Origin of the sequence: Metapseudomonas boanensis (assembly GCF_042232855.1) — a bacterium.
GTDB classification, from domain to species: domain Bacteria; phylum Pseudomonadota; class Gammaproteobacteria; order Pseudomonadales; family Pseudomonadaceae; genus Metapseudomonas; species Metapseudomonas boanensis.
The window spans coordinates 4,268,984-4,292,467 of record NZ_CP113889.1 but is presented as its reverse complement, the minus strand read 5'-3'; the positions used below and the strand labels follow the sequence as shown (position 1 = coordinate 4,292,467).

The window sequence follows — 23,484 nt, the reverse complement described above, 5'->3', positions numbered from 1 at the left end:
GTATGAAAACGCTTGGCTCGCGCATTGCACACTTCAGGAAGCAGAAAGGACTCTCCCAGAGAAAACTCGCGACCGCTTGCGGCTGGCCTTCGCAATCGCGCGTCGGCAACTACGAAAGGGGCTCAAGGGAACCCTCGCTCGATGACCTCGACCGGATGGCCAATGCACTCGGCCTGCAACTCGGCGACCTGCTGCCGCCCAATCGAGCCGCTTTGCGAATTGCAGAACCTCAAAGCGCCGCCTACTCCATTGGCGGCAACCTCACCGCCCGTTCTCGCGAAGCCCTGTCCGCCATCGAACAGGCGGCACGTGAGGGCCGGCTCAATCAGAGCGACCTCATCCTGCTGGAAAGCATTGCCAAGCGGCTGGAGCTGGCCAATGGAGCAGAACCCTAGCCCGCCGCCGCACCCACCAGATAAAGGCTCCACCACTCACTGATGACCCTTTACGCAAGCACGCTGTCAGATGGCTGTAAGGGCTATCGGCTCCCATTGAAGTGAGAGGTAGAGACCATGCTTGCCCAAGTCGTCAAACTCACCTTGCTGGTTACCCTGCTTTCGAGCGCTGGCTGTGTGTACCACCATCACGACCACGACCATGATCGTTACTGGGGCGGCTACCGAGACTCCCACCAAAACCATGACTGGGATGATGATGATCGTTCTGACCGAGACCACAGGAAGGGACGGCATCGCTGAGGTCATGTTGATGTGCGGCCTGCACCCAGGAGGTCCTCTCTAGCGTCTCCAAGCTGATCCAGCGTTGTGTGGACGGGGCTTCGATTTGAGTGATAGCGGGGGTGTATATTGTTAAACCCGGCTCGAGAAGGCCGATCGCTCCATGGCTACTTCGAACTCTGGCGTGTCCCGTAGGCAACTGCTCAAGGCACTGGCAGCCGCACTTCTGCTGCTTGCTACCGGCAGCACATTCGCCGCGACCCTCACGACAACCCGACGCCGACGTGACTGGCGGGCATTGATCCTCAACCGTGACCGTTACCTGCGGCTTGAACGACCGGCCAGCGGCGAAAAGGCAAGCTTCTGTTACTTCCGAAAAGGCAAGGGCTGGGACCTCACCGGCTACAGACAGGCCTGCCGCATCCTGCGGGACGTGAAGTACAAGGCTACCGTGAAGATCAATCCCAAGCTGCTGGACCTGTTGTTCCTCATTCAGGCTTGGCTCCGAGCCAACAGACTGCCCAATCGAATCATCATCAATAGCGGCTACCGGACCCTGCAACATAACGCTTCGCTCGAAGGCGCGGCACGGCACTCTTTGCATGTCCGGGGGATGGCTGCCGACATTCGGATTCCCGGTGTCAGCGTCGAACGACTGGGCAAGCTCGTAAGGGCAATCGGTGCCGGCGGTGTGGGCTTCTATCCGTCGAAAGGCTTCATCCACGTCGACGTCGGCGGGATCAGGACATGGCGCGCGGCCGGGATTGATGACCAGGAAAAAGAATGGCTCGCCGAGGCACTGAGTCTGGGCCAGACGGGCCGTCGCTGCTGAAATGGCGGATCACGGCATCACTTCAGCGTTTCGCGCGCACAGTTTCGCGAGATATCCACCAGCACCGAAACCTCGTCCTCCGATGGCTTCTTGCCGCCGGCAATGGCGGCCAGCTGCTGAGTTGAGAACACTTCCCTCATCATCTCGTTGGAACACTCACAGTAAGCGAGGGCTTGCTTGGCTGGCACTTGCACGGACGCACCGGCAAAGCACTCCTTGTTGAACTTCTCGCTGCCGCCGGCTGGCCAATCTCCTGCCATCGCAACAAACGTACATGCCTGCAGGGCTGCTGCACTTATGAACTGAACCGCCCTCACCTGCCACCTCCTGCGGGTTGAACAAGCCGGACTGAGAATCCCGACTCGAGAACATTTCAGCCATCTGCCTGCAGACTAGCGTGCTCCGCCTCCCAGCGCCGGAGCGTTTCCTCCGAAATCTGATGCGGCGCATCTACCCGCTCCTGCAGCTTCACCGCGAAAGCCAGGGCAGAGGCTCGATCCTTGAAGCTGACCGTCACACCAAAGACCTCAACTTGCCACGACTCGAAGCCCTGGTTTGTAACTTGCTGGATCGAGATATCCATGGGAGCCCCCTGCTGAATGAGCCTGGGCCGAAGACGACCCCAATTTCACGGCAGGAAAAAAATGACCAACTGATCAAGTTGGCCATCGAATGGGGATCCAGTAGAAAGTGCCGTGGAAGCGCACTGATCCTAGCTCTGGAAAATGACATTTTTACGCTGTAACAGAGAGCGAAGCTCCCGCCGCAGTGAGAGACTCAAACCTCAGTCGGCACAGTCTTCGCAAACAAAGTTTCCACGGGGATCAGTTCGGCCGGTGATGTCGCCGCAGTAATCGCACTCCCCTTCCGGCGAATCGAGCGGGTACGCGTCCTCATCGTCGAGGAACTCGTCCAGATCATCGTCATTGTCGAGCAGGTGATCGTGCTCGGGTTCGTGCAAATCAAAATCTTCGTCCATTATTCGGTCCTAAGCAGGGATCGCCGAAAAGCAGAAACGCCTGAATTATGTACGAATCGCAGGGGCATCTGTAGTTGGGGAGCAGCGATTTGTTGGGGCGGATCGGCACGCATCAACGTTAGCGCGACTCCACAAAAGCACGCTCAAGTCCGAGTAAAGCCAGAGCAAGCGTCTACGCTGAAATTCGGAAGTCCTCCCCCACGGGGGTAGCGGCGCCGCTGGCGACAAAGCCCTTTTGCCTAACCCACCCAGCCACTGGCCATGCCAGCGGCACTTTGACGAGGTACGTGCGATGAAACCACTGCTGATGGCCAAGGAAAGCCTCTCCGTACTCGCAAAGCGACTCGCCCTCCATAGCATCAGCCCCAACCAGAAGCACGCCTCGCTGCCAACGCCCCGCGCGGTTCAACTGGTGATCGCCGGCCGCGCGCCGATTCAACTCATCGATGCTGATACCGGCCGCGTACTGGGCTTCCGCCAGAGCTACCAGGAAGCATCCCGCTACGCCCGCCTACTGGAACGCGGGGCGACCTGAACATCACTGGAGTGCCGGGGAAGGTCACGACACAAGAAGTGTCAGTTAAAGATGCCGCTGCAAAGCACAAGCGGCTGAGAGAGGAAGAGCTGCGGGAACGGGCTGGGCCACAATCACCAATGACAAGGATTTGGTTGGGGCTTCGAATTGAGAACACCAGTTGCCGCGAGCACACCATCCTGGCCGCCACCTGGCCCATCGGTCAACTCCAGAAGGGGCTGGTCCTGACGATCAAGAAGCCCGGCGGTTGTAACATTTGCGTTGACTGAACTCCCAAATCGACACGGACGCCACCCAGCAAGGCATGACACCGCGCGCGGCAACGAGTGGGCCGCACCGCCATGCCGATCAAGGGCACCGACTGACGGCCGCTATCCATGGGAACCGCAGCGCCAGCACCAAGATCAACTGTAGTGAGGCTGGTACCGCGTAAAGCCGCCAGTAGCCAAGGAACACTGAGGCTGCAAGGCTGCTCCCAGGACAGGGAAAGCGCGGCGCCAGCCCGCCCCCGCCCATGAGCGGAAAGGAGATCGACATGCTGGTTCTCACCCGCCACGTCGGCGAAACGATCCGCATCAGCGACAACGTCACCGTCCGGATCATGGCAGCCATCGGTGATAAGGCCGTCCTGGGTATTGCAGCGCCCAAAGCCATCAGACTGCGAAAGTGGGAGGTCAGCACTCCTCCGCGGACCTGATCCATTTTGACAGCCGAATCGTAGGGCTCGCACGGCCAGACCAGATGCATCCGCGGTAAGCGCTCGGCGCCTGCCCCTTCTCCCAACTCGCTGGCAGGGGACTTGATGCCGGCAAGCCAAGCACCCTTCACTACCCTGCTGCTCGCCAGGCTAGCGGCCTCCGCAGGAGGCGGAAAGATCCAGATGATACCGATCGTGGGGTAACAGCCAGTAGGTAAAAACGACTGGAGCCACGACGACCGGCTGTTCGCCGACAGCAACCAGAACACTGCCCCAGAGAACCGCGATGCCGCCCTGGCCCAACAGATCAGATAGCTCAAAAAGGGGACAGGGGCTTGCGTCTATTCAGCTTGGCTGGCGCTCCATTTAACCGTTCCGGTATCAATAAGAGGTGCATGGCGGCCAGTGAGGCGCTGAGCGTCCAGCCACAGCTTGGTTTGGCCAACATCGAAACTGAAGCCGTTCTTGGCGCGGATTTCCATGACTGATCCAGTAACGTCGTACCGGCCGCAATCAACGCAATCAACAGAAAGCCCACCCCTGTCGTACTCCCAGACCTGAGCAGCACCGCCACAAATCAAGCAAGCCATCATCAGCCCTCCGCTAAACTTGACACGCCACCGGACCCAGACAGACGAGACGAATCACTCGCCCTCGCATCCTCCGGCGTGTCCATCGGCCCAGCGCCGCAGCAAGTCTTGCGGGATGCAGCGCGGCGCATCTACGCGATGCTTCAGCTTCACCGCAAACACCAACACCGAAGCTCGATCCTTGAACAAGACCGTCACTGCGAAGGCTTGATCCAGCCATGTCCCCTTGGCCTGGATGGTGGTCTGTTGGATCGCTAGTCCATAGCAGCCTCCCGAGCAAACGGGCATTGGGACAACTGGCGTCAATCAGGCAACAGGCAAATGCACCAACCGGTCTATTCCCACATCACATTCTCACTATCGATAACGGGGATACGCCCAGGATTGATGTCACGCTCGTTATGGAGAAATATCCTGGTTTTTTCCACGTCAAAAGATCGTCCAGACCTTTGCCTCAACACGCTCGCAGAGACGCCGAAATGCCCGCAGCTGGGACAATTGATCTCAATCCCATCGAGTTCAGAATCAACCTGCTGCGCCTCGCCTGAGCAGTTCGCGCATTTCATATCGCCCATCCTCCGCATCCAGTGTTTAACTGTAGCCACTTCGTGCGGCAAACGACCCCACAAGCCCGCAGAAAACCAGACCATACGGGTCGCAACCTCCCCGGTTACCCAGCGCTACATCACCGGCGCCTGGCGGGCTAGCCGCTCGGTCCACCCGGTTGCCTTACCGATCCTCCGGGCACATCTATGGCCCCTGGGTGATCGAGAACCGCTCGGGAACCCGCACCCACTTCTTCGAGGGCGGAGCCGACCGCGGCCTTACGTAGCGTTACCCGTTAAATCAACATGAACCAGGACGAATGAAGGCTCAGGCCTCAACCCCGCACAAGATAGGCGCCTTGCGGGACCCGATGCTGCAGCTTTTTGCATTTCCCGGGCGCTGGCTGGCGTCCTGCGGGGCGATCAGGAAACCAGATTCGGCACTTGCCACGCGGCGGCATATGCCCACGGGGGATACGCAGCTCTTCATAAGCTGGCTGTGTCTCGAAAGAGGCAGCCCGCAGGCCTCCTTCGTCACGCGGTTGCCAACCCCCTGACTGCGGCTCCGTTATGAACTCTTCCTGCGCCGGGGCGAGTGAGGTGAACTGCTCCCCATCTTCCGCCGAGGCAGCTGCGATGCCCGCCGCACGCTGCCGTTCCACTTCCTGATCCAAGCCCACCTGGACCTCAGCCAGCTCATCTACCTCCACCTCCACGGCCGAACCGGTCGACACGCCCGGCCCCATGGCCTGCCGGGCCGCCTGAATCAGCTGGAGATTGCGGTTGTGCAACTCGGTATTGTTGCGAGCGCGCGCATTGGATTTCGTAGCCAGGGCTACGGCCTGCTCATACTGCCCCTGCTGTAGGCGGACCTGCCCCAGATAATGCAAGGTGGCGGGGTTGTTCGGCTCGATGCGCAAGGCGCGCTCCAGGGTGTCGCCGGCCTGCTCCACCTCACCAAACTCCAGTTGCAGCGACGCAGCCTCCAACATCGCAGCCGACGCGCTATTGCTTTGCTGGGCCGCCAACGCAGGCAACGAAGCGGCCGTGCAGATGGCCAGCATCAGGATCGACATAAAGCGCTTTGATTGCATGGGATGCATTCTCACCTGATCCAAGACGGAGGTCTCAGGACGGCGGGTAGTGGATCTTGTCTGTTATCGAATATCCCGCCGTGGCCCGGAGTCGCACGCGTGGGCGAAGGGCTGGCATGGCGGTGATCTCCGACCTCCGCTACCACCCTGAAGTTCCCGTCGGGCACCTGCCAGCGCCCTGGGAGCGCCGGCCAGGCTTCCTGCCACCCACCGACAATGGGAAAACGCCGTCCAACGGCCGCGCCCCGTCCCTCCCCCGTTCAACCGCGCAGACGCCGCCACCTTCCGCAGCGGGCCGAGAACAGTATCCCGTTCTTCTCACGCGCTCCGGACCATAGCGGCTGACACACTCCTTCCAGTCCTGATGATCAATAGTCGTCCTGGCCGATGGGCAATCAACGACTCCCATATATCTGCTCCAGCCATTTGCGACCGGCAGCCGCTGCTCCGAAGCCATCAAGGGACCAGAAATCAAATCTGCCCCTAGTTGTTCATTCCCTTCAGTAAAGAGGCCAACATAAAGATCGAATACGCGCCCCCCAGATACAACTCGTTGGTGCCGGGCGTATCGAGCTGGGCGTACTCCGAGCGGTCATGAAAGCGGTGTATGCAGACGACCAAGTCAATGGGAAGCTTGGTGTTGTTCGGGCCGAGAAAGACCCGAATATGGAAGTGAGGCTGCTGCAGCTCGAGGGACTGGACGCTTTCGTAGTCGATGAGAACATCGTTCGTGCGCATCCTGCACGGCTCTGTCGTCCAGAGCGATTGGGCATTCTCGTCCGGGGTGAGCTGAGGCTGGAAGGGGTGGCTGCGACAGCTTCGACACTTCTTCGGCACCCACTTTTTCGCAGGCAAAGAAAAAGCCCCTGATCTCGTTAGACATCAGGGGCTTATCTATACGGAAAGTGGCGGTGAGGGAGGGATTCGAACCCTCGATACGGTTTCCCGTATACACACTTTCCAGGCGTGCTCCTTCAACCGCTCGGACACCTCACCGGAATCTCTTCGAAGCGTTGGCCCCGTCGAGGTGCGCTAATTTAGTGGAGTGTTTTCCGGAATGCAAACACTTTTTTCATAATTTTCATGCGTTTATGAATTTTGTTTAGCGATGCCAACTTCCCTTTGCCCTGTCAAGAGGGCTGAAGCGGGGCGAAGAGGCGCTGGAAAGCGCAACAGCCGGGCCTCAAGGGGCGCGTCGGATGGGGTTCGAAAGGGTTGAAAGGCCCGCTGCGCCTGACTCACCAGTCAGTCAAAGTGCTTTACCTGGCGGGTGCCGCTGAGTAACGTCTGCCCCACTTCTTCATAAGGAACCCGCCATGACTGAGCTGATCTCCTACCAACTCGAGGACGGCATTGCCACGCTGACCCTGTGCAATGGGAAGGTCAACGCCATTTCCCCGGATGTAATTGCGGCGTTCAACGCGGCGCTGGATCGCGCTGAGCAGGACCGTGCAGTGGTGATCATTACCGGGCAACCAGGCATCCTTTCCGGCGGCTACGACCTGAAGGTGATGACCTCCGGCCCGCAGAATGCCGTTGCGCTGGTGGCAGCGGGTTCCACATTGGCCCGCCGGATGCTGGCCCACCCCTACCCCATCATCGTGGCCTGCCCGGGTCATGCAGTTGCCAAAGGCGCATTCATCCTATTGTCGGCGGATTACCGCATTGGCGTGGAAGGCTCTTTCAACATCGGCCTGAACGAGGTTCAGATCGGCATGACCATGCACCACGTGGGCATCGAGCTGGCGCGTGATCGCCTGCGTAAATCCGCCTTCCACCGCTCGGTCATCAATGGCGAGATGTTCAACCCGCAGGGCGCCGTGGATGCTGGATTCCTCGACAAAGTGGTGCCTGCCGAGCAACTTCCCGCAGCGGCGCTCGCTGCAGCGCAACAGCTGAAGAAGATCAACATGACCGCGCACAAGAACACCAAGCTCAAGGTACGCAAGACGCTGCTCGATACCCTGGACGCGGCCATCGAAATGGACAAGCAACACCTGGTCTGAACTGGCCGACAAACAGCCCCGCAGCGCGGGGCTGTTTCATGCAGGGAGGTCTACATCGTGCCGCCCTTGTCGTCCCCTGGCTCACCGCCGGCATGAACACCATGGTCATCACCGACATCATGGTCTGGCCCGTCATCCGCTCCGTGTCGCATGCCATGGTCATCACCTACGTCATGGTCCGGCCCATCATCGGCGCCCTGGCGAGCACCATGGTCATCGCCAACGTCGTGGCCAGCTCCGTCGTCCCCGCTACGTCCGCTGTTCGCGCTACCCGGGCCTCTGTTGCCGCCATGGCCCCCATCGCTTTCACCGCTGTGACCACTCCCGCCACCATCGCCGCCGTGACCACTGCTTCCGCCACCTCCATCGCCACCGTGTCCGCCACTTCCACTGCCTCCGCCACCGTGACCACCACCTCCTCCACCGCCACTGCCGCCCTCCTTGGCATAGGCGCCAGAAAGGCTGGACAAGTCGCCAGACAGCAACGCCAGCGAGCCCCCCATTACCGAGCAGATGGCAATCGCCAGCAGACATTTTCTGAGCGACATGTCAGGCCTCCTTTTCAAGCTGGCAGTCACCACTTAACGCTAGTAGACGTAACATGATGTTTCATGGCGCTCGACCGACGGCACAGCACTCAAACTTTCAATAAAGGCTGCCGGGATTGCTGCCGCGCGCGAACTCAAGGCACGCGACGAGACTCATAACCTCAAGCGCGCTAAGCTCGGCGCAATAATTTCAAAGAAGAACGTCACCGCAAGGAACATTGAAACCATGGGTCGAGTCGTTGCTGCCGCAGTCTATGCCAAGGGCAAGAGAGTCACCGACATCACCCTCGATGAAGGCTTGGAATGGGCCAGCAAACCCGGCCATTTCGTTTGGATTGGCCTGCATGATCCGGGCGCCGAGGAGCTGAGCAACCTGCAACGACAGTTCGATCTGCATGAGCTCGCCCTCGAGGATGCCCTTACGCGCCATACCAGGCCCAAGTTGGAAACCTTCGGAGACGCTCTGTTCCTGGTGGTCTACTCGCCCATCGAGGAGAAGGGCGAGTTGCAGTTCATCGAGACGCAGCTTTTCGCCGGCAAGGGCTATGTGATCAGCGCCCGCTATGGCGAGTCCGCACCCTATTCCCGGGTGCGCCAACGATGCGAGGCACGTCCGCTGCTATTGGAGCACGGCGAAGACTTTGTGCTCTATGCGCTGCTCAGCTTCGTGATGGAGAACTACCGGCCGTTGATGGATAGCTACCACGCCGAACTGGAGGAGATCGAACAGGATGTCCTCAAACGCCCGCTCACTCAGGCGGATGTCGAGCGCGTCCAGTGTCTGCGGCGTGACCTGCTACGACTGCGCCGTTACATCGGCCCCATGGCAGAAATCTGCCAGGAGCTGCAGCGCCTGGACTTCCCCTTCATCGACAAGCACATGCGCCCTTACTTCCGTGACATCGGCATTCACGTGAGCCGTTTGCTGGAGGACCTCACCGGCTTGCGGGAAATGGCTGATCACGCAATCGAAGTCGGTCTCCTGCTGGAGTCATCCCGACAGAGCGTCGTGCAGCGCAAGTTTGCCGCCTGGGCGGCCATTCTCGCCTTTCCCACCGCTGTGGCGGGCATCTATGGAATGAACTTCCAGAATATGCCGGAGCTGACCTGGCACTACGGGTACTTCGGCGTACTGGGATTCATTGCGGCTGGCTGCACTGGCCTGTACGCCAGCTTCAAGCATTACGGCTGGCTCTGAACTGCCGACGGCCCAGAAATGAAGAAGCCCGCCTGATGGCGGGCTTCTTCATGGTGGCTGCGATCAGCTCGACTCCGGCGCGCGGTCGCGCGCGACGAAGCGCATCATCCACTCCGCCACGGCAGCACCTTGGTGGTCGCGGTCCAAGCTGCTCACGCCCTGGTTGTAGACCTGCTCGCCCAGGTAGTCCTGGCGGAGTTCCAATATGGCGCGGGAATAGTCATGGACAAACTCCGGGTGGCCCTGGAAGCACAGTACCTGGTCCTTGATGGTGTATGCGGCATTTGGGCAGAAGTCGCTGGAAGCCAGCAGTGTGGCGTTCTCTGGCAGCTGGGTGACCTGGTCCTGGTGGCTGATGAGCAAGGTCAGCTCATCCAGTGCCGGGGTCATCCATTCGGGCTTCTGGGTCAGCTGATAGCTATGGGTGCCCACACCCCAACCTTGCGTGGCACGTTCAGTCTTGCCACCCAACAGCAAGGCCAGCAACTGGTGACCAAAACACACGCCCAGCAGCTTGTCGCCGTTTTCGTATCGCTCCAGCAGGAACTTCTTCAGTTTCTGGATCCACGGATCATCGCCGAAAGAGTCGAATTTGCTACCCGTCACCAAGTAGGCATCGAACTTCTCCCCTTCTGGGGGGTAGTGGCCCTCCACGACGTTGTACACGCTGAATTCCGCCGGGATCGGCTGCTTGGCGAACAGTTGTTCGAACATCAGGCCGTAGCCTTTGTACTGGTCAACCAGTTCTGGGCGGAGGATATCGGTTTCCAGAATGCAGATACGAAGCGGCATGGGTAACTTTTCCTGAAGCGTAGAGGGCGCTCGGCCAAAATGTGAAATTTATTTAACACACTGACCGAACGAAGGAAATACCACTTTTCACCCATAATTCCGGCCCACTTTACCAGCCCGCCGGCACCAGTCTTGATTGACCGTCTCAAGCCCGCATGAATTGGGGACTTGCCTGCGAGTTCACTGCCCCGCTCAAGACGTCAATAAAATTTTACGCACCAGATGAAACTATTGGTTCTGTCGATATTTACCATGCGGAATCGGCGCTTTTTCATCGAACCGATTTCCATGAAGCTACGCCCATCCCAACTCCCGGATGCGGATCACCCTATGAGCAACCTACCCCTCCAATACGCACGTAACGGCGCCCTTGCCTCCCTCGGGCTGTATTTCATCGCAGTCATGGTGCTGCTCACCGTGAGTTTCGGGTATGAACGCGGTCGTGTCGGTGCCAGCCCAGTCGATGCCTCGATGACCTTCTACCAATCCCTCAGCCAGGCCATTCCAGCAGCCCTGGCAAGTCGGAAGAACAGTAGCGCCGGGCATCAAGGCTGATGCTCCAACACAGGCAATGCGCATCATGAAAAACCAACGTACCCGACTCTTCATCCTTACTGCCCTGGCGATCCTGACCAATGGCTTCTCGCTGCTCGGCTATGGCCACGGCTCGGTTGGCGCTGTCGCCAAGAACATCGAGTGCAATCACAACATCGGTCGCAGCATCCTGACCGACCGAGCCCTGAAGAGCCTCTCCGGCAACCCTCCGACCGGCCGCGAGCTGCAACTGCCCGCTGCGTTCGATATGAGCTCGCTGGTGTGCTGCCACAGCCACCTGGCGTGAAAGGCGGCCGCGCCCAGCGAGTTCGGGTAAACTGCTGCCCCGCTTTTTCACCCAAGGGTGCGCAACAGTGTTCATCAAGGCATTACGAGTCGGCCTGGGCCAACTGATCATTTTCATCGACTTCATTACCCGCCCGCGCAAGCTACGTCGCAGCGCTGAAGAGCAAGCCAGGATCGCGGAGGAAGCGGCAAGCCTCGCGCTCTACCAGTTCAACGCCTGCCCCTTCTGCGTAAAGACCCGCCGAGCCATGCACCGGCTGAACCTGCCGATTGTCCTTCGCGATGCGAAGAACGACGAAGCCCACCGCGCCGACCTCCTGGCCGGCGGCGGCAAGATCAAGGTGCCCTGCCTGCGGATCGAAGAGAGCGGCGAAAGCCGCTGGATGTACGAGTCCAACGACATCATCCGCTACCTGGAAAGCCGCTTCACCCAGGCGTAGGTCCCGACCGCGGCCAGCTGCAAGACGAGCGACACAAAAAACCGGCTCCATGAGAGCCGGTTTTATTGTTCAGGCCTGGCGTTTAGAAACGCTCGCCCTTGGCCGCCTTGTCCAGCAACAACGCTGGCGGCTCGAAACGATCGCCGTACTGCTCGGCCAGGTAACGCGCCCGAGCGACGAAGTCCCGGATGCCGTACTGGTTGATGAACTGCAGCGCGCCGCCGGTCCAGGCGGCAAAACCAATACCGAACACCGAACCGATGTTGGCGTCCGCCGTCGAGCGCAGGACGCCCTCCTCCACGCAACGCACAGTCTCGATGGCCTGGATGAAGAGGATGCGGTCACGCACGTCCTCCTGCGGGATCTGCCGATCAGCCTTTTCGAAGCGCGCCTTGAGCTCCGGCCAGAGCGTTTTCCGGCCACCGGCGGGGTAATCGTAGAACCCACCTCCTGCGGCTTTGCCCGGCCGTTTGAACTCGTTGGCCATCAGGTCGATCACCGCAAAAGCCGGATGCTGCGGCATGCTCTTGCCTTCTGCCTTGAGGTCCTCGGCGGTCTGGTTACGAATGTGCGTCATCAGGCTCATCGACACTTCATCGGAGATCGCCAACGGCCCTACCGGCATGCCGGCCTTGCGCGTTTCGTTCTCGATCATCGACGCCGAGACACCTTCGCCCAGCATGGCAATGCCTTCATTGGTGAAGGTGCCGAACACCCGCGAGGTGAAGAAGCCGCGGCTGTCGTTGACCACGATCGGCGTTTTCTTGATCTGCAGGACGTAGTCGAATGCACGCGCAAGGGTTTCATCCGAGGTTTTCTCGCCCTTGATGATTTCCACCAGAGGCATACGGTCCACTGGGCTGAAGAAATGCAAGCCGATGAACTTCTCGGGCTTGGTCACGGCCTTGGCCAGGCCTGTGATGGGCAGCGTCGAGGTATTGGAGGCGATCACTGCATCCGGCAACGCAACCGCTTCGGCAGCGGAGCTGACCTTGGCCTTGAGCTCGCGGTTCTCAAATACGGCCTCGATGATCAGGTCGCAGCCTTCGAGGTCAGCATCCTGATCGGTCGCCTTGATGCGGGCGAGCAGTCCATCGCGTTTCTCGGCGCTCATGTGCCCACGACTCACCAGTTGATCCAGCAGCCCCTTGGAGTAGGCCTTGCCCTTCTGTGCTACCTCGACGGAGACATCCTTGAGCACCACCTCGATGCCGGAAATAGCCGAGACATAGGCAATACCCGCGCCCATCATGCCCGCGCCGAGCACGCCGACCTTCTTCGTCACATAAGGCGCCGGGCCTTTCGGACGCGAGCTGCCGGCATTGATTTCGTTCAATTGGAACCAGAACGTCCCGATCATGTTCTTCGCCACCTGGCCAGTGGTCAGCTCTGTGAAGTAGCGGGTCTCGATCAGTTGGGCGACGTCGAAATCCACTTGGGCGCCCTCGACGGCCGCACACATGATCTTCTCCGGCGCCGGGAAGCAGCCCTTGGTCTTGTCGCGCAACACCGAAGGGGCGATGGCGAGCATCTGCGCCACGTTGGGGCTGGACGGAGTGCCGCCGGGGATCTTGTAGCCTTTCACGTCCCAGGGTTGCACAGCAGTCGGATTGGCAGCGATCCAGGCACGGGCCTTGGCCAACATCTCATCCGGGGTCTGGGCGATATCGTGGATCAGGCCGGCCTTGAGCGCTTGCTCGGGGCGCACCTTCTTGCCTTCTGCCAAGTACGCAAGCGCTTTTTCGATCCCTAGCAAACGCACCATGCGCACCACGCCGCCACCGCCGGGCAGCAGGCCGAGTGTGACTTCCGGCAGCCCCAATTGCACGGCGTTGTCATTGAGGGCAATGCGATGATGGCAGGCCAGGCAGATTTCCCAGCCACCGCCGAGGGCCGCGCCGTTGATCGCGGCCACCACTGGCTTGCCAAGGGTTTCCAGGCGGCGTAGCTGGCCCTTGATGCCCAGGACCATCTGGTAAAACTCGTTGGCCTCGGCCTTGGTGACCTTGACCAGCTCGTTAAGGTCGCCGCCAGCGAAAAAGGTCTTCTTGCCGGAGGTGATGATCACCCCAGCGATGCTGTCCTTTTCCGCCTCGAGGCGCGCAACGGTCTCGCTCATGGCTTGGCGATAGGCGGCGTTCATGGTGTTGGCGCTCTGCCCGGGCATGTCCATGGTCAGTACGACGATATTGTCCTGGCCTTTTTCGTAACGAATGGCGTCTGTCATGTTCTTGTTCTCATCCCGATGGGGAAACCGTAGGAGCGAGCTTGCCCGCGAATCCTTGGCGTCATTCGCGAGCAAGCTCGCTCCTACATTTCAGATTCGTTCGATGATGGTCGCGATACCCATTCCGCCGCCCACGCAGAGCGTGGCCAGGCCGTAGCGCAGGTTGCGCGCCTCCAGCTCGTCCAGCAGGGTGCCGAGGATGGCGCAACCGGTGGCACCCAGCGGGTGGCCCATGGCGATGGAGCCGCCATTGACGTTGACCTTCTCCTCGGGAACGCCCATGTCCTTCATGAACTTCATCACCACCGAGGCGAATGCTTCGTTGACCTCGAACAAGCCGATGTCGGCCACGGTCAAGCCTGCCTTGGCCAGGGCCTTGCGGGTGGCCGGCGCCGGGCCGGTGAGCATGATGGTCGGGTCCGTGCTGGTCACCGCCGTCGCGACGATGCGCGCGCGCGGCTTGAGCCCTAGCTCCTGGCCCTTGGCGGCAGAGCCGATGAGCATGGCGGCGGCGCCATCGACGATGCCGGAACTGTTGCCCGGCGTGTGTACGTGGTTGATGCGCTCCACATGGCTGTACTTGCGCAGCGCGGTGGCGTCGAAGCCCATTTGCCCCATCATCTCGAAGCTCGGCTTGAGCGCAGCAAGGCCGGCGGGCGTGGAGTCAGCGCGAATGAATTCGTCATGATCGAGCAGCACGATGCCGTTCTGGTCGGTGACCGGTACCAGGGACTTCTTGAACGCACCCTCGGCACTGGCCCGGGCAGCTTTCTGCTGCGAGCGCAGGGCGAAGGCGTCGACATCTTCTCGACTGAAACCTTCCAGGGTGGCAATCAGATCGGCGCCAATGCCCTGCGGCACGAAGTTGGTGTGGAAGTTGGTTTCCGGGTCCATCGCCCAGGCACCACCGTCCGACCCCATGGGCACGCGCGACATGGACTCCACACCTCCCGCAACCACCAGGTCCTCGAAGCCCGAGCGTACTTTCATCGCCGCCAGGTTCACCGCCTCCAAGCCGGATGCGCAGAAGCGGTTGATCTGCTGGCCGGCGACTGACTCGTCCCAATCGGCCACCAGCGCGGCGGTCTTGGCGATGTCGGCGCCCTGATCTCCTACGGGAGTCACGCAACCGAGGACGATGTCATCCACCTGACTGGTGTCCAGATCATTACGTTCGACGAGGGCCCTGAGCAGCCCAGCCATCAGGTTGACCGGCTTGACGCTGTGCAGTGCACCGTCCTTCTTGCCCTTGCCGCGGGGCGTGCGCACCGCGTCGAAAATGAATGCTTCGGTCATGGCGTCCTCTTGAGGCAGCTGGTCGGCACGCGGGGTGCCCGTTGTTCTTGTAAGTGGCCTTGCCAATACCCCGGCAGGGTGCAGTTACCTTATCGCTATAGGCCATGGGTTCAATGACGGAAATGCTCAGGCCCATTGACCACTGCGCTCAGACGAACGGTTGAATGGTGGCCTACTGGCGGCAAAGCCATCAGCGATGCGTCTGGCCTCGGGCTTGCCCGGTTCGACCTGACAGGCGCCAATAACCTGAAGCTACTAAGAACACAACAGAAGTGACCAACTGATATAAGGCAGCTGTGATCCGAGCCCTAGAGTTGGAAATGCAAGGGCCGCTGCCGGGTTTTTCCGGGGCGGTTTTTTAGTCGTCGCCACGGAAGAATTCGGGCATCCAAGCCGGCCGTAGGGAGCTTGGTGCAAGGATCTTCCAACAACAACAAAGGCAACTGGCCATGTTCAAGCAGCCGAAGATGCGGCAAGCGAGTCTTATCGTCTTTGCCACGACCGTCGTCCTCATTTTGCCCAACCTGACTCGACTGATCAGCTGATCGTCGTTACGTGGTCGTCCTGTGCTGCGCACCGCTCAAGGCGGTCAACGCAGCGCGGGTAACCACCACGCCAGCAGCAGCGGAATCAAACCAAACGAAAGCAACGTCGAACACATCACCAGACTCGCCACCTCTTCCGGCGAGCGCCCCGCACGCACCGCAAACAGATAGTTGAACACCGCTACCGGCATAGCCGATTGCATCACCAGTACGCCTTGGGCCAAGGGTGGTAGCCCCAGCGCGGCACCGATCACCCAGGCCACGCTTGCCCCGCAGAGAATCCGCAGGCCGCCCAGCAATAACCCGTTTCCCAGATGACGTACGCGAATGCTAGCCAGCGAAACACCAAGGGTGAGCAGCATCAGCGGGATGGTCATGCCGCCCAGCAACCCGATGGTGTTGGCCAGCCAGCGCGGCAGTTCGAGATCCAGCAGGACGATCGGCAAAGCCAGCGCCAGGCTGATGATGATGGGGTTTGCCAACAACCGCTTGGGCGAGCGTTCAGTACCTGATAGCAGTAACCCCAGGCTGAAGTGCCCCACCGAAAGCACCAGAAAGAAGGCCACTGCCAGCGCCAAGCCTTTCTCGCCAAAGGCATAGAGGACGATGGGCAGGCCCATGTTGCCGGAGTTGGGAAACAGATAGGCCGGCACCAGGATGCGCCAGTCCTGCTTGAACGCCCGGCTAAACCCGGCGCCGATGAGTCCCATCAACAGCATCACTACCAGGCAGGCGATGGCCACCTGGCCGAAGGCGTGGCGATCGATCTCGGTTCGGCTCAGTGTGGAAAGCACCAGACTCGGCGTACCGATATTCAGAACCAGTCGGGCGATGAATTCCGTGGGGTAGGACTGGCCTGAGCGGGCCCAGCCATAGCCGATGCCGGCAACGATCAACACCGGCGCCATCACGGCGAACAACTCGGCCAGCATGGCCTGCTCCTTAAAAGCCTTTTCGTCCGCCCAAGGGCCTTGAAAAACGCTTTGGTTATGACGAAAAAACGCGATCCTAGCCGGCGATAACAGCGCTGGGCAACTGTGTTAGGGTGCCAGAACACCCTGCTGAGGGAGACGCCATCATGCGTACACTGCTTGCCGTTCTCGCCCTTTCGCTCAGCTTGCCGGCGCTGGCCGGCGATATCGATGAGGCAGCTGCTCTCGCAGCGCTCGAACGTTCCGACACAGTGCTGATCGATGTCCGTACGCCCAAGGAGATAGCTGATGGAGCCATCTCCGGCGCCAAGTTCATCGAGTACGATAAAATCGATGCACATATCGCCGAGGTCGCCCCGAACAAGGACACACCCATCGTGCTCTACTGCCAAAGTGGTCGCAGGGCCGGCATCGCCCAGGACAACCTCAAAGGCCTCGGCTATCGCCAGGTAATCAACGGCGGCGGCTATGACGACCTGAAAACCGCTCTCGAAAAGGACTGACGATGCGCCGCGCGTTACTCACCCTGCTGTTCGCCCTGACCCCGCTCCACGCCGCCGAGCTGACCCTGGATCTCCCCGGCGGCCCCCGCATCTGGGATACCGACACCCTGCTCGCCCATCCCCAGGCGCGGGACGTGGCGATCACGGCAGACGTGACCTACAAGACGACCATGCACTACCGTGCGGTCCCGCTGGCCGCGTTGCTCGAAGGCGTAACCCCCGATCAGCACCTGCAGGCCGTCGCCCTGGACGGTTTTGCCGCAGAACTGCCCGCCGCGCCGTTGCTCAACCGCCGTGGATCGCGGGCCTGGTTGGCCGTGGAAGATCCGTCCAAGCCTTGGCCACCACTCGCCAAAGGCAAGCCCAGCGCGGGGCCGTTCTATCTGGTATGGACCGATCCACAAGCCTCCGACATCGGGCCGGAGCAGTGGCCATTCCAAGTGGCGAAGATCCGTACCCTGCCTTCAGCGGCTGAACGCTTCCCCGCGCTGCGCCCGGCCGGCAATGCCAGCCCGGCGGTGGTGGCGGGTTTTGCCCTGTTCCAGAAGAACTGTCTGGCCTGCCACCGCCTCAACGGTGCTGGCGACGCCCAGTTCGGGCCCGACCTGAACATTCCCCACAACCCGACCGAGTATCTCGCAGGCGACTTCCTGCCGCGCTACATCCGCGACCCGCAGAGCCTGCGCCGCTGGCCCCAGGGCAAGATGCCGGGCTTCTCCAGGGAGGTGATCAGCGATGCCGAGCTGGGGCAGTTGATTGGCTACCTGCGACATATGGCAGATAGGAAGGTGACGCCCTGACGGTTGGCGCACCGCTGGGCCTGACGCTGTAGTGATGAATTCGTGCGCGAAGGGTTCGCTGGGTATCGCCCCGTTCAATGGAGTGCCGCTCGCCCCTTCCAGTGAACTGCCGTGGGGCACCCTGGCAATGCAGGGCCGGATTCATTCGCCACGGAAACCGCAGTTCGCCTCTCCCCGACGCCAAACCCATCCCAAACCCTGTGAGCGAATTCAATCACGATGAATGATTTCAGGTCTGCCAGGCATCCCTCCCCCCAACCCTCTCACGGAGGGAGAGGGAGCAGTCCGAGTCCTGTGGGAAAAGGGAAGCCCTGCCTACACGTTGTACTCCACCGGAGGCGACGGCAGCTCGCCCAACAGGTCATGCAGCCCTGCGGCCCACCGACGGCGAATACCGGCGAAATAGGGGTCTTCTTCGGTGACTCGATACCCGGCGGGGATAATCAGGCTGTCGCGGTGATAGACCAGCAGATCCAGCGGCATGCCCACCGAGAGGTTACTGCGGATGGTGGAGTCAAAGGACACCAGAGCGCAGCGCAGGGCCTCCTCCAGATCGGTGTCGAACTCCAGGTTGCGGTCGAGGATCGGCTTGCCGTACTTGCTCTCCCCCAGCTGCAGGAACGGGGTGTCCTCGGTTGCCTGGATGAAGTTCCCCTGCGGATAGATGCTGTAAAGGTCCGGCAGGCTGCCGGCAATCTGCCCCCCCACCAGAAAGGAACAGGTCAGGTCTGTATTGCCGGCCAGTGACACACCGTCACGCGCGATGACCTCGCGTATGGTTTCCGCCACCAGGGCCGTGGCGTCGTACAACGTAGGTACGTTGTGCAGGTTGGGCTGCTGGCCGTCGAGTCGCTGCTTGAGCAGGTTGACCACCGATTGTGAGGTGGCGAGGTTACCTGCGGTCTGCAGGACGATCAGGCGTTCACCGGTAACGCCGAAAGTGAACAGCTTGCGAAAGGTGGCAATGTGGTCGATGCCCGCGTTGGTTCGCGAGTCGGACACGAACACCAGGCCCTCGGCCAAGTGCATGGCTACGCAGTACGTCATGCCACTTTCTCCTTGTAGTCCCCCATGCGTTTCCTGCACACGCTTCTGTGCCGGCAAGCCGGGTCCGTCCAGAATAACGGGCCAGGCAGGAAACAGCTTGCCGGCGCGGCATGAAGCTTGTGTGGTGCCTTACTGCTCCTGCACCACCAGCATCGGCGGTGCATCGACCTTGGCGTGCATCTGCTCGCCTCCGCCGCCACGGCGCATGCCGCGAACCGGGCAGGCATCCAGGTAGTCCAGGCCGACCGCCAGTTTCAGATGACGTTCGGGCTTGGCCAGCTGATTGGTCACGTCGAAGCTGTACCAGGCATCGCCGATCCAGGCCTCGGCCCAGGCGTGGCTGGCCAGGTTCTGTTCGTTGCCCTGGTAGAGGTAGCCAGAGACAAAGCGTGCCGGGATGCCCAGGCTCCGCGCGCAGGCGAGGAAGGCATGGGTGTGGTCCTGACAGACTCCGGCGCGCCCGGCGAAGGCCTCCGCGGCAGTGCTGTCCACACAGGTGGCACCGGGCTTGAACGGCATCTGCGCATGCAGCGCCTCCATCAGGTCGATCAGCCCGGTGCGGTCTCGCCGCGTACCGCATTGGAGCGCGGCGAACTCACGCAACGCATCGTCGGCGGTGGTCAGACGCGTGAAACGCAGGAAGGGCAACGCTGACTGCTTATCGTGCTCGGCTTCGCGCTTCTCATCGATTTCCACCTGGCCGCGAGCACCAATGACGATGGTCTCGTGCGGCTCGTCCAGGGTCAGCACGTGGAGCACGTTGCCGAAAGGGTCGATTTGCGCACGCGCCGGGCGCGGCAGGCTCAGCTGCCAGCTGAGCACATGCTGCCGTTCGCTCTTCTGCGGAGTAAGGCGCAGGTACTGGATGCTCGCGCGGACCTGGTCGTCGTAGCGGTAGGTAGTGTCATGGCGAATGGACAGTCTCATACAGCCTCCAGATAGGAACTGTGGATGGCCCTGGCCAGCTGGCGAACCAACAGGATGAAGTCCGTCAGCCAGGTATGCAGGCCCTCGTCGAGGATTTCGTCGATGGCGGTGTAGCGCAGTCGCGCATCCAACTCGGCAGCCAGGCGCTGAGCCGGGCGGCCATTGTCGCCCGGCAGGCTGGCCAGGATGAGGTTGAGTTCCTCCATGCAGGCACGCAGCGAACGCGGCACGTCCGCACGCAGGAGCAGCAGTTCGGAGGCCTGGCGGGCGTTGGGGGACCCCCGGTAGACCTCGGTATAGGCCTCGAACGACGACAGGGCGCGAAGCAAGGCGCTCCACTGGTAGTAACCGCGGGCGGACAGATCGCTGACCTCCTCCGACTCCTCGCCGAACATCTCGTAGCGCGCATCGAGCAGGCGCAAGGTGTTGTCCGCCCGTTCGATGAAGGTGCCCAGCCGGATGAAGCGATAGGCCTCGCCGCGCATGATGGTGCCGTAGGTCGCGCCACGGAACAGGTGCGAGCGCTCCTTCACCCACTCGCAGAAGCGGCTGATGCCGTAACGGCCGAGCCCCTCGTTGGCGATGCTCAGCACCTCCAGCCAGGTGGCGTTGATGTTCTCCCATATGTCCGCAGTGATCCGCCCACGCACGGCATGGGCGTTGATGCGTGCCGCGCGCAGGCAGCTGAAGATGCTGGCCTGATTGTCGGCGTCGAGGGCGAAGAAGTGCAGCATGCGCGCGGCGTTCAGTTCACCGTGGCGCTCCTGGTACAGATCCAGGGTGCCGGTACTGAGCAGCGACATGGCCAGCTCCTCCAGGCCATCGCCCCGACCGTGCTGTGGCATCAGCGACAGCGAGTAGCTGACGTCGAGCATGCGTGCGAGGTTCTCCGCACGCTCCAGGTAGCGGGACATCCAATAGAGTTCGGAGGCAGTTCTACTCAGCATGATCAGTCTTCCACTATCCAGGTGTCCTTGGTGCCGCCGCCCTGCGACGAATTCACCACCAGCGAGCCCTCACGCAGCGCCACCCGAGTGAGGCCTCCCGGCACCAAACGGGTTTCGCGGCCAGAAAGCACGAAGGGGCGCAGGTCTATATGACGCGGGGCGATACCCTGCTCGACGAAGGTCGGGCAAGTGGACAGGCACAGCGTCGGCTGGGCGATGTAGGCCTCTGGACGGGCCTTGAGACGCGCACGGAAATCCTCGATCTCCCTGGCGCTGGCCGCCGGGCCCACGAGCATGCCGTAGCCGCCCGAGCCCTGGGTTTCCTTGACCACCAGTTCCGGTAGGTGCGCCAACACATGGGACAGGTCTTCGGGTTTGCGGCATTGCCAGGTAGGCACGTTCTTCAGGATCGGCTCCTCATCCAGGTAGAAGCGAATCATCTCGCCGACATAGGGATAGATTGACTTGTCGTCCGCGACCCCAGTGCCGATGGCGTTGGCCAGCACGACGTTGCCGGAACGGTAGGCCGCTAACAGGCCCGGTACGCCGAGCATGGACTCGGGGTTGAAGGCCAGCGGGTCGAGGAAGGCATCGTCGAGACGCCGGTAGATCACATCCACCGCTTGCGGGCCGGAGGTGGTGCGCATGAATACACGGTCGTCGCGCACGAAGAGGTCGGCCCCTTCCACCAGCTCCACGCCCATCTCACGGGCGAGGAAGGCGTGCTCGAAATAGGCGCTGTTGAACCGCCCTGGCGTGAGCACCACCACACTGGGGTTGTCCAGCGGGCTAGAGCTTTTCAGGGTGTCGAGCAGCAGGTTCGGGTAATGGTCGATGGCCGCGATGCGTTGCGCGGAGAAGAGTTCGGGGAACAACCGCATCATCATCTTGCGGTCTTCCAGCATGTAGCTGACGCCGCTTGGCGTGCGCAAGTTGTCCTCCAGCACGTAATAGCTGCCATCACCGTCGCGCACCAGATCCACGCCGGCGATATGGGCGTAGATGTCGCGATGCAGGTCCAAGCCCTGCATCGCGATCTGATAGCCCTCGTTGGCCAGCACCTGTTCAGCGGGAATGATTCCGGCCTTGATGATGCGCTGGTTGTGGTAGAGGTCAGCGAGGAACAGGTTCAGCGCCTTCACACGCTGGATGCAGCCACTCTCCACCACCCGCCACTCGCTCATCGGGATGGCACGCGGAATGGTGTCGAAGGGAATCAGCCGCTCGGTGCCCTGCTCGTCGCCATAAAGGGTGAAGGTGATGCCGGCCCTGTGAAACAGCAGGTCAGCCTCACGCCGGCGCTGGGCGAGCATTTCCGGCGGGGCATCCGCCAGCCAGCGCGCAAATTCCTGATAATGCGGACGGCACTGGCCACTCGCGTCATACATCTCGTCATAAAAGGTGCGGGACATGCCGTACTCCTTGTCGCCACGGGCAAATGCTCATTCGCAAGCCTCGTGCCATCGCAACAACTCAATGCAATTCAATAACTTGCAAGCCCCACACAACCATCACGCTCCAGTCTGGTGCAGCCCGAAGGGCAGAACCAGCAGCCTCGCCCTATTAGGCGGCGCCGTATTTTTGGAGTGAATCGGACTGGCGGGGACTCTGCCATGGCCAGTCGGTTGAGCGCCGCGACACACGAGAACTTCAGTCTAGGCCAGCATTGCAGAGCAGGTTGCGCCCGATTGTTCTATGCATATGTTGCGATTTGGAATTTCACCTATAACTATCCGGCCTAAAATCTTCGCTGGGCGGTGACGAGAGCCAGAGTTATCGGCGATATAGTCGGAGTGCATTTCCCCGGTTCACCGAGGCTTTCCATATTCCTCGGGCAATTCGCCCGCCCCTTTTGGAGAGGCTCTGCCATGCTCACCGTCGGAGACAAGTTGCCATCCTTCGATCTACTGGCCGTGGACAGCGACTCGGAACTGGCCGCGCAGCCCGACCAGGCATTCAAGCGCGTGAACCAGGACAGCTTCCCCGACAAATGGAAGGTGCTGTTCTTCTGGCCGAAGGACTTCACCTTCGTCTGCCCGACCGAGATCAGGGGCTACGGCGACCTTCTCGATGCATTCAATGAGCGCGACACCCAGCTGATCGGCGCCTCTACGGATGGCGAGTTCGTACACCTTGCCTGGCGTCGCGACCACCAGGACCTCAAGGGTCTGAGCTTTCCCTGGCTGGCCGATATCAAGCATGAACTCGCCGGCGCCCTCGGCATTCTCGATCGCCGTGAGGGGGTGGCACTGCGTGCCACCTTCATCGTCGACCCCGCCAATCTGATTCGGCACGTATCGGTCAATGACCACTCCGTGGGACGCAATCCCCAGGAAACCTTGCGCCTGCTCGATGCTCTGCAATCCGATGAGCTCTGTCCCTGCAACTGGCACAAGGGCGAACCCACCATCCGCTTCTGAACCTGGTCACTTCATCGCCAAGGGCTGCGCGGGCGATTCCTTGTCAGCCCAAAAGCCCCGAACTACG

At 61.0% G+C, this 23,484-nt stretch carries 27 protein-coding genes and 1 tRNA gene; 12 read left to right on the top strand and 16 right to left on the bottom strand.

The features are described from left to right. The first annotated feature begins 2 nt into the window (after window positions 1-2). Together OXH74_RS20115 and OXH74_RS20110 are read left to right on the top strand one after the other, a co-directional pair. Window positions 3-395 carry a helix-turn-helix domain-containing protein gene (locus tag OXH74_RS20115; protein ID WP_375738529.1) on the top strand — a complete coding sequence of 131 codons (393 nt, stop codon included), beginning with the start codon at window positions 3-5 and terminating at the stop codon, window positions 393-395. A gap of 445 nt (window positions 396-840) precedes the next feature. Then, window positions 841-1,509, top strand: a complete 669-nt coding sequence (locus tag OXH74_RS20110; RefSeq protein ID WP_375738528.1) for a YcbK family protein — start codon at window positions 841-843, stop codon at window positions 1,507-1,509. 17 nt (window positions 1,510-1,526) lie between these two features. Here the strand turns inward: OXH74_RS20110 and OXH74_RS20105 are convergent, their stop codons facing one another. The 3 genes from OXH74_RS20105 to OXH74_RS20095 all read right to left on the bottom strand — a co-directional run bounded on the left by OXH74_RS20105 (window position 1,527) and on the right by OXH74_RS20095 (window position 2,488). After that, window positions 1,527-1,769: a hypothetical protein gene (locus OXH74_RS20105; RefSeq protein WP_375738527.1), complete on the bottom strand. Its 243-nt coding sequence runs from the start codon at window positions 1,767-1,769 to the stop codon at window positions 1,527-1,529. 113 nt (window positions 1,770-1,882) lie between these two features. Further along, the gene (locus tag OXH74_RS20100) at window positions 1,883-2,092 is read right to left on the bottom strand and encodes a hypothetical protein (RefSeq protein ID WP_215370600.1); all 210 of its coding nucleotides are present in this window, start codon (window positions 2,090-2,092) and stop codon (window positions 1,883-1,885) included. Window positions 2,093-2,293: 201 nt separating this feature from the next. Further along, a complete protein-coding gene (locus tag OXH74_RS20095) occupies window positions 2,294-2,488 on the bottom strand; it encodes a hypothetical protein (protein ID WP_375738526.1) in 195 nt (64 codons plus the stop codon). Window positions 2,489-2,780: 292 nt separating this feature from the next. Between OXH74_RS20095 and OXH74_RS20090 the strand changes: the two genes are divergently transcribed. Next, the gene (locus OXH74_RS20090; RefSeq protein ID WP_215370594.1) at window positions 2,781-3,023 is read left to right on the top strand and encodes a hypothetical protein; all 243 of its coding nucleotides are present in this window, start codon (window positions 2,781-2,783) and stop codon (window positions 3,021-3,023) included. A gap of 535 nt (window positions 3,024-3,558) precedes the next feature. Further along, window positions 3,559-3,720: a carbon storage regulator gene (locus tag OXH74_RS20085; RefSeq protein WP_375738525.1), complete on the top strand. Its 162-nt coding sequence runs from the start codon at window positions 3,559-3,561 to the stop codon at window positions 3,718-3,720. Between the two features lie 341 nt (window positions 3,721-4,061). On the opposite strand, the gene OXH74_RS20080 is transcribed toward OXH74_RS20085, so the two are convergent. From OXH74_RS20080 to OXH74_RS20065, 4 genes are all read right to left on the bottom strand, one after another. Next, complete coding sequence (locus OXH74_RS20080) at window positions 4,062-4,202, bottom strand: hypothetical protein (protein WP_375738524.1); 141 nt, start codon at window positions 4,200-4,202, stop codon at window positions 4,062-4,064. A gap of 988 nt (window positions 4,203-5,190) precedes the next feature. Then, window positions 5,191-5,949: a tetratricopeptide repeat protein gene (locus tag OXH74_RS20075; protein WP_375738523.1), complete on the bottom strand. Its 759-nt coding sequence runs from the start codon at window positions 5,947-5,949 to the stop codon at window positions 5,191-5,193. Between the two features lie 483 nt (window positions 5,950-6,432). Further along, window positions 6,433-6,687: a hypothetical protein gene (locus OXH74_RS20070; protein ID WP_375738522.1), complete on the bottom strand. Its 255-nt coding sequence runs from the start codon at window positions 6,685-6,687 to the stop codon at window positions 6,433-6,435. 168 nt (window positions 6,688-6,855) lie between these two features. After that, a tRNA-Ser gene (locus tag OXH74_RS20065) sits at window positions 6,856-6,945 on the bottom strand. A gap of 320 nt (window positions 6,946-7,265) precedes the next feature. Here OXH74_RS20065 and OXH74_RS20060 point away from each other — a divergent pair. After that, window positions 7,266-7,955, top strand: coding sequence for a crotonase/enoyl-CoA hydratase family protein (locus OXH74_RS20060; protein ID WP_375738521.1), 690 nt, complete (start codon window positions 7,266-7,268; stop codon window positions 7,953-7,955). Window positions 7,956-8,005: 50 nt separating this feature from the next. Here the strand turns inward: OXH74_RS20060 and OXH74_RS20055 are convergent, their stop codons facing one another. Next, window positions 8,006-8,503 carry a hypothetical protein gene (locus OXH74_RS20055; protein ID WP_375738520.1) on the bottom strand — a complete coding sequence of 166 codons (498 nt, stop codon included), beginning with the start codon at window positions 8,501-8,503 and terminating at the stop codon, window positions 8,006-8,008. Window positions 8,504-8,729: 226 nt separating this feature from the next. Between OXH74_RS20055 and OXH74_RS20050 the strand changes: the two genes are divergently transcribed. Next, window positions 8,730-9,701: a magnesium and cobalt transport protein CorA gene (locus OXH74_RS20050; protein ID WP_375738519.1), complete on the top strand. Its 972-nt coding sequence runs from the start codon at window positions 8,730-8,732 to the stop codon at window positions 9,699-9,701. A gap of 63 nt (window positions 9,702-9,764) precedes the next feature. Here OXH74_RS20050 and OXH74_RS20045 read toward each other — a convergent pair whose 3' ends face one another. Further along, window positions 9,765-10,493, bottom strand: coding sequence for an amidotransferase (locus OXH74_RS20045; protein ID WP_375738518.1), 729 nt, complete (start codon window positions 10,491-10,493; stop codon window positions 9,765-9,767). Window positions 10,494-10,823: 330 nt separating this feature from the next. Here OXH74_RS20045 and OXH74_RS20040 point away from each other — a divergent pair, with 330 nt between their 5' ends. The 3 genes from OXH74_RS20040 (at window position 10,824) to OXH74_RS20030 (ending at window position 11,773) form a co-directional block, all read left to right on the top strand. Continuing rightward, window positions 10,824-11,048, top strand: coding sequence for a hypothetical protein (locus OXH74_RS20040; protein ID WP_375738517.1), 225 nt, complete (start codon window positions 10,824-10,826; stop codon window positions 11,046-11,048). A 25-nt stretch (window positions 11,049-11,073) separates the two neighbouring features. Beyond that, a complete protein-coding gene (locus tag OXH74_RS20035) occupies window positions 11,074-11,334 on the top strand; it encodes a hypothetical protein (RefSeq protein ID WP_215370569.1) in 261 nt (86 codons plus the stop codon). A 67-nt stretch (window positions 11,335-11,401) separates the two neighbouring features. Further along, window positions 11,402-11,773: a glutathione S-transferase N-terminal domain-containing protein gene (locus OXH74_RS20030; RefSeq protein WP_375738516.1), complete on the top strand. Its 372-nt coding sequence runs from the start codon at window positions 11,402-11,404 to the stop codon at window positions 11,771-11,773. Window positions 11,774-11,855: 82 nt separating this feature from the next. Here OXH74_RS20030 and OXH74_RS20025 read toward each other — a convergent pair whose 3' ends face one another. The 3 genes from OXH74_RS20025 to OXH74_RS20015 all read right to left on the bottom strand — a co-directional run bounded on the left by OXH74_RS20025 (window position 11,856) and on the right by OXH74_RS20015 (window position 16,773). Then, the gene (locus OXH74_RS20025; RefSeq protein ID WP_375738515.1) at window positions 11,856-14,000 is read right to left on the bottom strand and encodes a 3-hydroxyacyl-CoA dehydrogenase NAD-binding domain-containing protein; all 2,145 of its coding nucleotides are present in this window, start codon (window positions 13,998-14,000) and stop codon (window positions 11,856-11,858) included. 90 nt (window positions 14,001-14,090) lie between these two features. Then, entirely contained in the window at window positions 14,091-15,296 is a 1,206-nt protein-coding gene (locus OXH74_RS20020; protein ID WP_375738514.1) for an acetyl-CoA C-acetyltransferase, read from the bottom strand. A 589-nt stretch (window positions 15,297-15,885) separates the two neighbouring features. Continuing rightward, window positions 15,886-16,773, bottom strand: a complete 888-nt coding sequence (locus OXH74_RS20015) for an AEC family transporter (protein WP_375738513.1) — start codon at window positions 16,771-16,773, stop codon at window positions 15,886-15,888. A 146-nt stretch (window positions 16,774-16,919) separates the two neighbouring features. On the opposite strand from OXH74_RS20015, the gene OXH74_RS20010 reads away from it, so the two are divergent. Then, entirely contained in the window at window positions 16,920-17,276 is a 357-nt protein-coding gene (locus OXH74_RS20010; RefSeq protein ID WP_375738512.1) for a rhodanese-like domain-containing protein, read from the top strand. Window positions 17,277-17,278: 2 nt separating this feature from the next. Then, entirely contained in the window at window positions 17,279-18,076 is a 798-nt protein-coding gene (locus OXH74_RS20005; RefSeq protein ID WP_375738511.1) for a c-type cytochrome, read from the top strand. A 315-nt stretch (window positions 18,077-18,391) separates the two neighbouring features. Here OXH74_RS20005 and OXH74_RS20000 read toward each other — a convergent pair whose 3' ends face one another. The 4 genes from OXH74_RS20000 to OXH74_RS19985 form a co-directional block, all read right to left on the bottom strand. Further along, window positions 18,392-19,123, bottom strand: a complete 732-nt coding sequence (locus OXH74_RS20000; RefSeq protein ID WP_215370546.1) for a proteasome-type protease — start codon at window positions 19,121-19,123, stop codon at window positions 18,392-18,394. Between the two features lie 129 nt (window positions 19,124-19,252). Beyond that, on the bottom strand, window positions 19,253-20,050 hold the full coding sequence (locus OXH74_RS19995) for a transglutaminase N-terminal domain-containing protein (protein WP_375738510.1): 798 nt from the start codon (window positions 20,048-20,050) through the stop codon (window positions 19,253-19,255). After that, window positions 20,047-20,997, bottom strand: coding sequence for an alpha-E domain-containing protein (locus tag OXH74_RS19990; protein WP_375738509.1), 951 nt, complete (start codon window positions 20,995-20,997; stop codon window positions 20,047-20,049). The genes OXH74_RS19995 and OXH74_RS19990 overlap by 4 nt, the downstream gene beginning before the upstream one ends. Before the next feature lie 2 nt (window positions 20,998-20,999). Then, window positions 21,000-22,409, bottom strand: a complete 1,410-nt coding sequence (locus OXH74_RS19985; protein WP_375738508.1) for a circularly permuted type 2 ATP-grasp protein — start codon at window positions 22,407-22,409, stop codon at window positions 21,000-21,002. 456 nt (window positions 22,410-22,865) lie between these two features. Between OXH74_RS19985 and OXH74_RS19980 the strand changes: the two genes are divergently transcribed. Continuing rightward, window positions 22,866-23,417, top strand: coding sequence for a peroxiredoxin (locus tag OXH74_RS19980; RefSeq protein WP_375738507.1), 552 nt, complete (start codon window positions 22,866-22,868; stop codon window positions 23,415-23,417). Window positions 23,418-23,484: the final 67 nt, after the last annotated feature.